We start from the raw sequence: 12,412 nt of genomic DNA, 5'->3' as shown, positions 1-12,412 counted from the left end.
TGAAAAAATATTCGAGTCTTTGCAGCCTCGTATCGATGATCTTTCGCGTACCAAGCACATTGCATACCATTCAGGCCGGCTGCTGGCAGACTTATTGCTGAAACATGAGTCCTTGCTTCAACTGAACAGCACGCCAGGACAATGAGAGCCAGTCTTCCATTTCCGCATGCATTTCTCTTTACCGCCGCCGCCATGCTGATGCCGGAAGCCGCCGCCCATACCGCCAGCACATCGGCCGACACGCTGGCATTCGCTGCGTGGCGGGTCGAAGCGTGGATCGCGGCCAGCGCCGCCCTATCATGCTGGATATGCGCAGCGCATGTTGCGCTACGCGCCGCGCCGTTGGCAGCCATGGCGCTCAAGCTGCTTGCCGCGGTCACTGTGCTTGCGCTCTGCCTTGTATGGCGCATCGATGCGTACATCGCCGTCGGGTTGTTTCTTGCGTCATGGCTGTATGCGCTGGGCGTGTTCCGGCTATGGCGGGAAGCCCGCAGCGGCGCAGGCATTTCCTATCAGCGGGCCGCCTGTTATTTCTCCGGTCTGGCGGTGCTGATCATTGCGCTGCTGTCGCCGGTGGATGTCGTGGCGGATGATCTGTTTTCCATGCACATGGTGCAGCATGAATTGCTGATGCTTGCGGCGGCGCCGTTGCTGGTGGCCGGAAAGCCGCTGGCTGCATTCATATGGGCATTCCCTCCCGCAATGCGCGGCGCCATCGCCGTCACGCTGCAGGCCGGACCGGTAGGCCGGATCTGGCGGGTGCTGCATCAGCCTCTGTTTGCATGGTCACAACATGTGCTGGTGCTGTGGAGTTGGCATAGCCCCAGCCTGTTCCAGGCGGGTGTCGAGAGCGCCGCCATGCATACGGCGCAGCACGTGAGCTTCCTGCTTTCCTCGCTGCTGTTCTGGTCTTCATTGAGCGGCTCCGCATCGCAACTGCATCGTGGCGGCGCAGTGCTGTATGTGCTGACCACCGCGATCCATACGGGCATGCTGGGCGCCTTGCTGACCTTTTCCCCGCGTTCCTGGTATCCGGTGTACGCAGGGAGATCGACCGAGTGGGGATTGACGCTGCTGGAAGATCAGCAACTGGGCGGTCTCATCATGTGGGTGCCGGCGGGCTTTGCATTCGTGATAGCTGGACTGGCCTATGCTGTGCAGCTGATTGCGCCGCACAGGCCAGTCCGGGCGGAAAGCTGACGCGGTGGCCACGGCACGTCAGCTGCTGTACGGGTTGCTGCTTATCCTGAGCGTAGCCGGGTGCGGCCAGGACGAAGCCGTATCTGCCGCGCTCGGCGATGCGGAGCGCGGTAAAGAAGCCGTCGCCCGCTATGGATGTATTGCATGCCATGCGATCCCGGGCGCCTTGAATCAGGGCAGCAACGTGGGCCCGCCGCTGCACAAGATCGCGCAGCGCGCCTATCTTGGCGGCGTGATTCCCAATACCCCCGAACAGATGGTGCGCTGGTTGCGTAACCCGGCAGCGATCGATCCACGCAGCGCCATGCCCAACCTTGGACTATCCGAAGCCGAGGCGAAGGATATCGCGGCTTATCTGTACACCCTGAAATAGACTGACTCGGGACATGAAGATCAACATCGGGGCGATTGCAGATCGGTCTCCGAACAACTTTTTTGCGGCCTGCTAAGCTTGGTCTAAGCAAACCTTTGTACCATGTTGCCGTGACGCATAAACTGTACAGCCCAAGGAAAGAAATGGCATGAATCGATCTTTAAAAAGGCAGGCACGCTTGCCGCTGGTTTTATTGCTGGTGTTGATCTCGGCAGGTTGTGCGACGCGGGTAAGACTGGACACGCCCGCAACGCCGGCAAGCCGTATGCCCGTGCCTCAAGTACCGGTCGCGCCTCCCGTCGCCGAGCCGAGCAGCGCGACTGAAGTCTATTCCGTGGACCTGGGCTCAACCCAGGTCAAGGACATGGTGGAGCTGGTTCCGCCCCAGGAACTTGAGTTTCTTCGTTCCTGGGTATCCGCCTACAGCCGTTTGTACGAGGTCGCCGGCAATCTCATGATCCGCAATGTACAGTCGTGTCCGAACAATGCACGCCGGATACTCGGATTTACTGCCAAGAACAGGTATTCCTACACCCAGCGCTACAGCGACGCGGCCAGTGCAGCATTAGGGCTGGGCGAACGCCTGCAGGTGTTTGAAGTGATTTCCCAGGGCGGCGCGCATAGCGCCGGGATCAGGAAGGGCGACATCCTTCTCGAAATCAATGGCCAACCATTGCCGGCAGGAGCCGAGGCCGAGCGGGAAGCGGCGATCCTTGTTGGTGCGGAAACCCGCGGCAAGGAACAGGTCGACGTCACGCTTTCCCGCCAGGACCAAGAGATGTCACTGACTGTTCCCCTGACTGAAGCCTGCGCCTTCGGTATCGAGCTGGGGAATTCGAATGCCATCGCCAGCTATTCCGATGGCTATCGGGTCATGGTGACGCGAGGCATGCTGGATTTCGTACAGTCCGACGAGGAACTGGCGTTTGTGATAGCCGGCGAGTTCGCCCGTAACCTGAGCACGAAGCAGGATACCCGGGCGATGGCGGCAATCATCGACCGGCTGCGGTCCATCGGGAGCGTGACCGACATGGATGCAGCCGTCATGGCGCTGAAACCTTATTCCGCCGAAGAAGATATCAAGGCCGATCAACTCGCGTTACAGATGCTGGCCAGAAGCCGCTATAAGGTCCTGGCATACCGCGATTTCCTGAAGCGTTTGTCGGAACAGGATGCGGCAAACCAGCCGGGCGGCTATAACTGGCTTCATCCCCAGCTTGCACGCCGCCTGGCGGCTATCGAAAAGTCGGCGATATCCACGGGGCGGCGTTAATAGACGCTTAATAGACGCTCAAACAAACTCCAGAATCTCTTCGTTCGGCCTGCGCGGCTTCCGCGGCCAGTTTCCTGGTGCGGCATAACCGACGGTCACCAGCATCACCGGCACCTCGTTCGCCGCCAGCTGAAATTCGCTTGCCAGGCCGATGGGATCAAATCCGCCCATCGGGCCGGTCGATAATCCCATTCCTTCCGCAGCCAGCATCAGCGTCATGGCTGCCAGGGAAGCGGATCGGACAGCTTCGTCACGCTGCAGTTGTGGATCATCCGTATGGGTTCTTTTCGCCTTCCTTACCCAGCTGTCGAATACCGTTGTGTCAATCACCCCGTGCTCGACCGACGGTTGCAGGATGCGAGGCAATGCTTCATGCGCTTTCAGCGTGCCGCAAATGATGAAAGTGAGCGGCGCATCCAGCACTTTTTGCTGGCCGTACGACAATGCTGCCAGTCGCTGCTTCGCGTCCCGTGTGCGCACGGCGATGAATTTCCAGTTCTGGAAGTTATAGGCCGAAGGCGCAAGACTGGCGAGGCGAACCAGTGATCTGATTTTGTCCTCTGATACGTCCTTGTCCGTATCGTAATAATTCGTCGATACGCGCGATTCGATAAGTGTCTGAATAGTTTTGTCCATTCGATGTCCCGTTGATTAAGTGTGTAGAAAAAACAGCTGGCGACCGCATGCAGCGGTATGGCGGATCAAGCCTGCGGCCGTGCAGACCATTGCACGGCCAGAATGCTGCCAAGTACCACGAGCAGTGCGAGTAGCGACAGGCCATTCATGCTTTGACCCAGCAGAGCCCATCCGAGGGCAACCGCGGTCAATGGACTCAGCAGTCCAAGCGATGACACGGCGACCGGCGATAGCCGCGCTATGCCGCGAAACCATAATGCGTAAGCCAGCAAGGCGCCGACAATGGATAGATAGGCGTAAGCCAGGACCTGCATCGCACCGAGCGTCGGCAGCGGCGGATCGATCAGCAGTGCAAGCGGAGCCAGCATCAGGCCGCCTGCCAGCAGTTGCCAGCCGGTGAAGGCAAGTACCGGCATGTCGGACCGCCAGCGTCTCGAGAGATAAGTGCCTGTGGCCATGCAGGCGGCACCGGCAAGTGCGGACATCGCGCCGACCGGCTCCCAGATGGCATCGGGCGAGAGCAGCAGGGCGGCCATTCCCAGCACGCCGAACACGCTCGCCCAGACAGCCATCCATGCGGGCTGGCGCCGGTCGACGAGCCATGCCAATGCCATGACCAGCAGCGGCTGGATCGCTCCGAGGACGGCCGCCAGCCCACCCGGCAAACGATAGGCAGCTATAAACAGCAAGGCTTGAAAGGCACCGATGTTCAAGGCAGCAAGCACGAGTAACCGCGTCCATCCAAGCGTTTTTGGCAGGCGCCTGCAGATCAACGTCAGCATGATGCCGGCTGGCAGGGTACGAATCAGCGCGGCGGTAAACGGCTGGTCCGGCGGCAGCATTTCGGTGGCGACGATATAGGTGGAACCCCAGATTGCCGGCGCCAATGCGGTCAGCAAGGTGTCCGGCCACGTCGCTTTCATGGTGTTCATAGTTTTCCTAGACATTGTTTTGTCTTGAATTGAAGATAAATCAGTGTAGCATAAATCTCGATATCAAGATAAATAGTGTCTTTATATCGAGATAATTAATTGGAACAGACGCGTACCATATAATCTTGGTTTCGAGGTAAACAGGGAGTGACCGATGAGTGCTGAACGACCGGCCGATGCAGTAGATGCCATTCTTGAGCAGTGGCGCAGGGAGCGTCCTGACCTTGATGTCAGTCCTATGGGAACCATAGGCAGGGTGAAGCGCTGCGCGGCGTTATTGCAGCGCAAGCTGGACGAGACTTTCGCTGCATTTGGACTCAGCGGTTGGGAATTCGATGTGCTTGCCACGCTGCGGCGTTCCGGCACGCCGTATTGCCTGGCTCCAACCGTATTGTTTTCAGCCTTGATGGTAACTTCCGGGACGATGACTCATCGCCTGCAACGGCTCGAAGGAAGTGGATTGGTTCGGCGCGTTCCGAATCCGGAAGATGCCCGCAGCATGCTGGTGCAACTAACGCCTGCCGGACTGGAGCTGATCGATCGCGCGGTTGAAGCGCATGTGGAAAACGAGCACCGGATACTGGCCGCCCTTAAACCGTCCGAGCGCGCAGCGCTTGACGCGCGCCTGATCAAACTGCTCGGTGCGCTCGAATCGAGCGGTGAGTAATGGACCCCAGTCCGTGGCTTCAGGACGGTTCCTTGAAACGGAATCGGCAAACGTTTCCGTTTTTCGCCATGCATTCCTGATGCTCTACCTCGCATCCCGAAAAGGTCGATAACAACGCCAGATCAAATCGACACACATTCGGATTCTTCATCGCGAGGTTATGGAAGACGCAATTGTCCGCTTCGATGACCGCTGCGCCCTGTTCATCTGCCTGCGTGTGTGCGTTGTAGCCCAGGTCTTTCATTGCCGCCGACAGCGCCTCTATCTTGTCTGCCGGCGTGGACAGCTCATGATGCTGGCGAAGCAATTGCCTTCCAACGCGCTCGCCGATGAGGTCGAGACGCTCCGCAAATCCTTCCTTGCCGACTTCTTCTTCAATCGATTCGACCAGCAACTGCGCGAACCACGAATAATGACGCGGGAAACATTCCTGTCCTTTTTCGGTGAGGACATATAGCTGTTCCGGACGGCCACCCGATGCGCGCGTCAGTCCCTTCTTTACCAAGCCGTCATTTTCCAGCGTCGCCAGATGCTGACGCACTGCATTGCGCGTAATGGCAAGCCCTTCGGATAAACCATCCGCAGTCATGCCAACCTTATTTTTCTGCAACAGTTCGAGCAGTTCCCGCTGCCTTCCACCAAGTATCTCAAGCATAAAAGCTCCAATCATTTCGCTTGTATGACAAGGACAGTTTAGCGCATTTTACGTATAAATACTTTTGACATATTTAACTGTACAAAGTTATCTATGTAATCTATTCTGTAATTTCTTAATGCGCATAAAGATGGGACAGCGCCAGTCAGCTGTCATTAATTGGCCGTTTGCTTGTGCCTAACGGGAAGCATCGGCGCTATATGGGAGCAGTACATCATGCAACAACAGCTTACGAAAGAAATTAATCGGCGTGCCTTTTTATGTAATACCTCCGCTGGCGCTTTGTCCGTTGGAGCGGTATTACTGTTAGCAGGAAAGGATGTGCGAGCGGCAGGCGCAAAAGACGATTCGGCAAACGATGTCGGAATATTGAATGTGGCGCTCGGCCTGGAGCATCAGGGAATCGCGGCATACACACTGGGTGCAAAAAGCGGACTGCTGCAAAAACCTGTCCTAGATGTGGCCGTCAAGTTCCAGGATGATCACAAGATTCATCGCGACCTGCTCATTGCAACGATCAACAAGCTCGGAGGCAAGGCGGTAGACGAGAAGCCGCTCGACATCTATGCGAAGGCATTGAATGCCGGTACGCTCAAGACGCAGGAAGATATTCTGCGCCTTGCACTGTCTCTGGAACTTGGCGCAACGAATGCCTACCTCGCCGTTATCCCTTCCTTTAACAGCACGGCGTTGGCAAAAGTGGCGGGGCGGCTTGCCGCCGATGAAGTATCGCACTGGGCCATTCTTAACAATGCCCTTGGACAGCCTCTTCCAAACGCAATGATGTTCGGCGCATAAACGCTGGTAGCGCTGGTGGCCGGGCATGGCCCCGGCCATACCGATGACGAATGGAGGGCCCATGAGACCCATTCTTATTTTGATCGCGCTGGCGCAGGCAGCGTCAGCATTTGCTGCCGGCGATGCCGGCACTGGAAAACTTCTCTATGCGGCTAACTGCATGGCATGCCATGCGGTCGATGCCAGCATAGCCGGCCCGTCGCATCGAGGTGTGTTCGGCAGAAAGGCCGGCACCGTTCCGGGCTTTGATTACAGCCCAGCCTTGAAAAGCGCCAACATCGTATGGAACGAGAAGACACTCGACATGTGGTTGGCCAATCCTGAGAAAACCGTACCTGGCCAGCGGATGGGAGTGGCGGTTTCCGATGAAAAATCACGGCAAGACCTTATCGCCTACCTGAAAACATTGAAGTAAACCATTGACCATACAAAGGACATGCCAATGAATGCACCGGAGAGACTCGCTTTACCTGATATACAGTCGCAGATAGATGGTCGGAATATTGCCATTGATGCTGTCGGAGTCAACGGAGTACGTTACCCGATCACTATCGCATCCGAAGGAAAACCGACATCAACCTTGGGCACCTATTCGATGACGGTCGGTTTGTCGGCAAGCGCAAAGGGCACGCACATGTCGCGCTTTATCGAATTGCTGGAAGCTGCAAAAAATCCCATCGGGCAGACCGAATTTATTACCCTCGGATTGGACATGCTGAGCAGGCTCGACGCGACCTATGGCACAATCGAAGTGAAGTTTCCCTACTTTATTCGCAAAACGGCTCCTGTGTCACAAGTACAGAGTCTGCTCGACGTCGATGTGGGCTGGAAAGCGGTCGTCTCGACAAGGCACTCCCCCATTTTTTCGATGCGCGTGGTCGTTGCCGCAACCAGCCTGTGCCCATGCTCCAAAGAGATATCCGCTTATGGTGCCCATAATCAGAGATCGCACATCGTCATTGATGCGGAGATCAACGGCGATATGTCGATCGAGGAGTTGATCTCCGTTGCCGAACAAGGCGCTTCTTGCGAAGTGTACGGATTGCTGAAGCGAGTCGACGAGAAGTATGTGACTGAGCGGGCCTACGACAATCCTAAATTCGTTGAAGACCTGGCAAGGGATATCGCCGTTGCACTAAACGCCGAACATCGGGTGGACCGCTACTGCGTGGAAGTCGAAAACTTCGAATCTATCCATAATCACTCGGCTGTTGCACGTATTAATAACGGCGCGCAGCGCGGAAACTCCGCTTTACGCCACGGTTGTATGTGAATTAACGAAAGTACAAGATTCGCAAGGCCAGGGTGTAATCCGCTTCCGTCGCCATCAGAACGATCAGCACCAACAGGCAAAGCGGCGGCACCAGGATGGCATACACCAGCGATAGGCGTTCCCAAGCCATATGCATGAACACCGCCACGATCAGGCCTGCCTTCATCAGCATGAAGATGATGATCAGCGTCCATCGCAGGTAGCTTTCGACATGAAAATAATCGACAAGATAGGACAAGGTGCTAAGAACAAACAGCAATCCCCAGATCTTCAGGTACAGACCGATCGGATGCTGTTGATCGCTGTGTGTACTCATGGCAGGCCTTACCAGAGATAAAACAATGCAAAGATGAACACCCAGACCAGATCGACGAAGTGCCAGTACAAACCGGCAATCTCGACGATCTGGTAGTTTCCGCTATGTTCATAACGGCCGCGCAAAACACGCAATGCGACGATCAGCAGATAGATGACGCCGCCGGAAACGTGCAAACCGTGAAAGCCGGTGATCATGAAGAACGTCGAACCGAATTGCGCGGCACCCATCGGATTGCCCCATGGGCGCACGCCTTCTTCCACAATCAGCTTGGTCCATTCGAAGGCTTGCATGCCGACAAACATGGCGCCGAAGGCCGCCGTGACGAACATCAGCGACGCCGTACGCAATCGGTCGCGGCGGTAGGCAAAATTGACCGCCATCGCCATGGTGCCGCTGCTGGTGATCAGCACGAAGGTCATGATGGCGATGAGAACCAGCGGCACATCCGCGCCGCCTATATGCAATGCGAACACTTCACTCGGGTTGGGCCATTGTACGGGCGTCCCCATCCTGACCGTCATATAGCCAGTCAGAAAGCAGCTGAATACGAAGGTGTCCGAAAGCAGGAAGATCCACATCATCGCCTTGCCCCAGGACACTTGAAATGCCTGACGGTCGGACGACCAGTCGGAAATCAGGCCGCGCCAGCCACTGGCTGGCGATTGCGGTGTCGACTGCGATGGCGATAATTGCGCGCTCATGATCCTCTCTCTGTTTCAACCGGTGCCGCAAATAAGGCGAACCGTCTCGGGGGTGAGCCAGCCGAGTGCACCGAACAGCACCACCCACACGGCCAGCAGAAAGTGCCAGTAGCGCGCGCATAACCTGACGCGCCACGCGGCTTGAAGGCCAGGTGCACCGAGACGCACGCTGCGCATCGACGCCATCCAGGCAATCAGGCCGCCTGCGACGTGGAGGCCGTGCATTGCAGTCAGCAAATAGAAGAAGCTGGCGGCTGGATTGCCGGCCATGGGTACGCGCTCCGCCAGCAACTGCTGCCACCCCCAAAGCTGCACGCCGATGAAAGCAGCTGCACACACACCCCCTGCAATAAACAAGGCATATGCCCGTTGGAATCTCGCGTTGCCGGCGTTTGCGCCTGCCAGTTGCAGCAGCACGCTGCCGGCAATCAGGAGCGCCGTGCTTAGCCATAGCTGCGGCGGCATCGCGATCGGATTCCAGTCGGACGAGTCCATCCGCATCACATAGGCTGCGATAAACAGGGAAAACAACGCGGTGACAACGCCCATGAATACCCAGAGCGCGGTGCTGGCGGGCGAACCGCGATCGCCCCGATACCGGCCGGGGTTGTCGCGCGAGTATTCATCATTGCCATTGCCGGTCGCGGCTTTCAACAGGATTGCCGTATTCATGTCAGGGCCTCTTTGCCGCCGTATGGCAACGGTTCGGGTTCTCCGGGGCCGGGTGGCGCATTCTGTGCGATGAAGTCCTGCGGCGCTCCCGGTACGCTATAGGCATAGGCCCAGCGATGCGCGACCGGCAAGTTTGGTCCCCAGTTCCCATGGCCGGGTGGCGTCGTCGGTGTCTGCCACTCCAGCGAAGCCGCTCGCCAAGGATTGCCATCAGCCTGCCGGCCGCGGAACACGGACCAGACCAGGTTGAAAACGAACACCAGCTGCGCCGTCGCCACCACCAATGCCACCACGCTGATGAAGGCGTTCAGAGTGTGTGCCGATTGCGGGATAAAGTCGTAGTGCTCGAATGCGTAATAGCGGCGCGGCATGCCCAACACGCCGAGATAGTGCATGGGAAAGAAGATCGCATAAGTGCCGAGAAAGGTCACCCAGAAATGCAGCCTGCCGAGGCGATCGTCGAGCATGCGCCCGCTCACTTTCGGGTACCAGTGATAGATGCCGCCGAAGACCACCAGAATGGGCGCCACACCCATCACCATATGAAAATGCGCCACTACAAAGTACGTGTTCGACAGCGGAATGTCGACGCTTACGTTGCCGAGAAATAATCCGGTGAGTCCACCGATCACGAAGGTACTGATAAAGGCGAGCGCGAACAGCATCGGCACTGAAAGATGGATGTCGCCGCGCCATAAGGTCAGCAGCCAGTTGTACACCTTGATCGCGGTCGGCACGGCAATGATCAGCGTGGTGGTCGCAAAGAAAAACCCGAAATAGGGATTCATGCCGCTGACGAACATGTGGTGCGCCCACACCACCACCGACAGTACGCCGATGGCCAGGATGGCCCACACCATGTTGCGATAGCCGAAAATGCTTTTACGCGAATGCACGCTGATCAGGTCGGACACGATGCCAAACGCCGGGAGCGCGACGATGTAGACTTCGGGATGCCCGAAGAACCAGAACAGGTGCTGGAACAAGAGGGGGCTGCCGCCCTTGTAATCGGTCAGCTGTCCCATCGACACCAATGAAGGCATGAAGAAACTGGTGCCGAGCGTTTTATCGAGCAGCATCATGACGCCACTCACGAGCAGTGCCGGGAATGCCAGCAGCGCCAGGATAGTGGCAACAAAGATGCCCCATACCGTCAGCGGCATGCGCATCAAGGTCATTCCTTCGGTGCGCGCCTGCAGTACGGTGGTCACATAGTTCAAGCCGCCCATCGTGGCGGCGACGATGAAGATGACCAGCGACACCAGCATCAGGATGATTCCCCATTCATGGCCGGGCGTTCCGGGCAGGATGGCCTGGGGCGGATAGAGCGTCCAGCCGGCGCCGGTCGGCCCGCCCGGCACGAAGAAGCTGGCCATCAAGACCAGCACCGATAGCAGGTAGACCCAGAAGCTCAGCATGTTCAGGTAGGGAAACACCATGTCGCGCGCACCCACCATCAACGGGATCAGATAATTGCCGAAGCCGCCGAGGAACAGGGCGGTGAGCAGGTAGATCACCATGATCATGCCATGCATGGTGAGGAACTGGTAATAGCTCTGGGCGTCGATGAAAGCAAAGCGGCCCGGAAAGCCGAGCTGCAATCGCATCAGATTGGACAGCGCGACGCCGACCAGGCCGACTGCAATGGCGACACATGAATACTGAATGGCAATGACCTTGTGGTCCTGACTCCAGACATATTTTGTCCAGAAGCTTTGTGGTCCTTGATGCGCATCGTGATCGGCGTAGCTCATGGCATTCTCCCTGCTATTTCTGTGTCTTCGTCGCAGGCGGCGCGCTGCCCAGCGACTGGATATACGCGACTAGTGCCGCCAGTTCATCGTCATTGAACGGAACTTTCGGCATGATGGGCGGAAACCCTTTCACCACGCGGGTCTGCGGGTTGAGAATGTCATCCTTGAGATAGGCTTCATCCACCAGCACCGCGGAGCCGTCCGTCATGGTTTCCGTTTTGCCATATAGACCTTTCCATGTGGGTCCGACGCCGGGTGCGCCGTCGATGGTATGGCAGGCGATGCAACCCTTGGACTGCGCCAGTGACTTGCCTTGCGCAACGCGCGCTTCGGGTCCGCTGCCAGTGGTCGGGGCGATACCGCCGCCCGGCTTTGCCATCAGGCTTGCAAAGGTGGGTTGCGCACCCAGCCACTTTTGAAAGGCCGCCTCGTCTTCGACCACCACATAGCCGCGCATGTTGTAGTGGCCGACACCGCACAACTGCGCGCACAGAATTTCGTAGCGGCCTGCAAGAGTAGGCGTGAACCAGAACGAGGTGACCATGCCTGGCACGATGTTCATGCGCGCGCGGAAATGCGGCACATAAAAGTCGTGCAGCACATCATTCGAGCGCAACAAGACTTTCACCGGTTTGTTCAAAGGCAGATGCAGATCGCCGCTGACAACTATATTGTCATGGCCGGCCGGATTGTCCGGATCCAGACCGAAGGGATTGTCGGCCTTCACATGGCGGGTATCGGTGAGCCCAAGCTTTCCATCGCGGCCGGGATACCGATAGTGCCATTGCCATTGCTGGCCCAGCGCTTCGACGACCAATGCATCGTCCGGCGGCCGCACATATTCCGCATACACGAACAGGCCTGGCGCCAGCAGCGCCATGATCGCCACCGAGGTGCCTGCAAACAGCCAACGTTCCAGTTTGTGGTTATCCGGCTCGTAGGCGGCGCGCGAACCGTCACGGTGGCGGTAGCGCCATAGCGCATACGCGACAAAGAGATTGATGCCGACAAAGAAGATTCCGGTGACCACCAGCGTAATCGCGAGTGTGTCATCCATCTGCTTCCAGTTGGATGCGAGTGGTGTAATCCACCAGGGACTTACAACGTGGAATAGCAAACTCGCCACGACGATAACAATGAGCGAGATTGCCATTACCAT

The 12,412-nt window shown here is 57.4% G+C and carries 15 protein-coding genes; 7 read left to right on the top strand and 8 right to left on the bottom strand.

Annotated elements, in window-relative coordinates; genetic code table 11:
• The first annotated feature begins 141 nt into the window (after nucleotides 1-141).
• From D3871_RS21570 to D3871_RS21560, 3 genes are all read left to right on the top strand, one after another.
• Nucleotides 142-1,200, top strand: a complete 1,059-nt coding sequence (locus D3871_RS21570; protein ID WP_119771092.1) for a cytochrome c oxidase assembly protein — start codon at nucleotides 142-144, stop codon at nucleotides 1,198-1,200.
• Nucleotides 1,201-1,204: 4 nt separating this feature from the next.
• Nucleotides 1,205-1,573 carry a c-type cytochrome gene (locus D3871_RS21565; RefSeq protein ID WP_233575756.1) on the top strand — a complete coding sequence of 123 codons (369 nt, stop codon included), beginning with the start codon at nucleotides 1,205-1,207 and terminating at the stop codon, nucleotides 1,571-1,573.
• 148 nt (nucleotides 1,574-1,721) lie between these two features.
• Nucleotides 1,722-2,846: a M48 family metallopeptidase gene (locus tag D3871_RS21560; RefSeq protein ID WP_119771091.1), complete on the top strand. Its 1,125-nt coding sequence runs from the start codon at nucleotides 1,722-1,724 to the stop codon at nucleotides 2,844-2,846.
• 18 nt (nucleotides 2,847-2,864) lie between these two features.
• Here the strand turns inward: D3871_RS21560 and D3871_RS21555 are convergent, their stop codons facing one another.
• Both D3871_RS21555 and D3871_RS21550 read right to left on the bottom strand, forming a co-directional pair.
• On the bottom strand, nucleotides 2,865-3,482 hold the full coding sequence (locus D3871_RS21555; protein ID WP_119771090.1) for a nitroreductase family protein: 618 nt from the start codon (nucleotides 3,480-3,482) through the stop codon (nucleotides 2,865-2,867).
• Nucleotides 3,483-3,547: 65 nt separating this feature from the next.
• The gene (locus D3871_RS21550; protein WP_233575755.1) at nucleotides 3,548-4,414 is read right to left on the bottom strand and encodes an EamA family transporter; all 867 of its coding nucleotides are present in this window, start codon (nucleotides 4,412-4,414) and stop codon (nucleotides 3,548-3,550) included.
• A 154-nt stretch (nucleotides 4,415-4,568) separates the two neighbouring features.
• Here D3871_RS21550 and D3871_RS21545 point away from each other — a divergent pair, with 154 nt between their 5' ends.
• The gene (locus D3871_RS21545; RefSeq protein WP_119771088.1) at nucleotides 4,569-5,081 is read left to right on the top strand and encodes a MarR family winged helix-turn-helix transcriptional regulator; all 513 of its coding nucleotides are present in this window, start codon (nucleotides 4,569-4,571) and stop codon (nucleotides 5,079-5,081) included.
• Nucleotides 5,082-5,100: 19 nt separating this feature from the next.
• Here D3871_RS21545 and D3871_RS21540 read toward each other — a convergent pair whose 3' ends face one another.
• A complete protein-coding gene (locus D3871_RS21540) occupies nucleotides 5,101-5,703 on the bottom strand; it encodes a helix-turn-helix transcriptional regulator (RefSeq protein WP_420799676.1) in 603 nt (200 codons plus the stop codon).
• A gap of 354 nt (nucleotides 5,704-6,057) precedes the next feature.
• Here D3871_RS21540 and D3871_RS21535 point away from each other — a divergent pair, with 354 nt between their 5' ends.
• The 3 genes from D3871_RS21535 to folE2 all read left to right on the top strand — a co-directional run bounded on the left by D3871_RS21535 (nucleotide 6,058) and on the right by folE2 (nucleotide 7,807).
• Nucleotides 6,058-6,534, top strand: coding sequence for a ferritin-like domain-containing protein (locus D3871_RS21535; protein ID WP_338016857.1), 477 nt, complete (start codon nucleotides 6,058-6,060; stop codon nucleotides 6,532-6,534).
• Between the two features lie 61 nt (nucleotides 6,535-6,595).
• The gene (locus D3871_RS21530) at nucleotides 6,596-6,949 is read left to right on the top strand and encodes a c-type cytochrome (RefSeq protein ID WP_119771085.1); all 354 of its coding nucleotides are present in this window, start codon (nucleotides 6,596-6,598) and stop codon (nucleotides 6,947-6,949) included.
• Between the two features lie 21 nt (nucleotides 6,950-6,970).
• Nucleotides 6,971-7,807, top strand: a complete 837-nt coding sequence (folE2, locus tag D3871_RS21525) for a GTP cyclohydrolase FolE2 (protein ID WP_199724853.1) — start codon at nucleotides 6,971-6,973, stop codon at nucleotides 7,805-7,807.
• 1 nt (nucleotide 7,808) lies between these two features.
• Here the strand turns inward: folE2 and D3871_RS21520 are convergent, their stop codons facing one another.
• From D3871_RS21520 to D3871_RS21500, 5 genes are read right to left on the bottom strand one after another with little or no spacing between them, the layout of a single operon-like run.
• Nucleotides 7,809-8,123, bottom strand: coding sequence for a cytochrome C oxidase subunit IV family protein (locus D3871_RS21520; RefSeq protein WP_119771083.1), 315 nt, complete (start codon nucleotides 8,121-8,123; stop codon nucleotides 7,809-7,811).
• Between the two features lie 8 nt (nucleotides 8,124-8,131).
• Nucleotides 8,132-8,827: a heme-copper oxidase subunit III family protein gene (locus D3871_RS21515; RefSeq protein WP_119771082.1), complete on the bottom strand. Its 696-nt coding sequence runs from the start codon at nucleotides 8,825-8,827 to the stop codon at nucleotides 8,132-8,134.
• 15 nt (nucleotides 8,828-8,842) lie between these two features.
• A complete protein-coding gene (locus D3871_RS21510) occupies nucleotides 8,843-9,499 on the bottom strand; it encodes a cytochrome c oxidase subunit 3 family protein (protein WP_119771081.1) in 657 nt (218 codons plus the stop codon).
• Nucleotides 9,496-11,253: a cytochrome c oxidase subunit I gene (ctaD, locus tag D3871_RS21505; RefSeq protein ID WP_119771080.1), complete on the bottom strand. Its 1,758-nt coding sequence runs from the start codon at nucleotides 11,251-11,253 to the stop codon at nucleotides 9,496-9,498. Before ctaD ends, D3871_RS21510 begins: the two co-directional genes overlap by 4 nt.
• Nucleotides 11,254-11,266: 13 nt before the next feature.
• A complete protein-coding gene (locus D3871_RS21500) occupies nucleotides 11,267-12,412 on the bottom strand; it encodes a cytochrome c oxidase subunit II (RefSeq protein WP_119771079.1) in 1,146 nt (381 codons plus the stop codon).

This window comes from Noviherbaspirillum saxi, from assembly GCF_003591035.1.
GTDB lineage: Bacteria > Pseudomonadota > Gammaproteobacteria > Burkholderiales > Burkholderiaceae_D > Noviherbaspirillum > Noviherbaspirillum saxi.
Note: the sequence above shows the minus strand (reverse complement) of the source record. Positions and strands in the feature narration are given on the sequence as shown.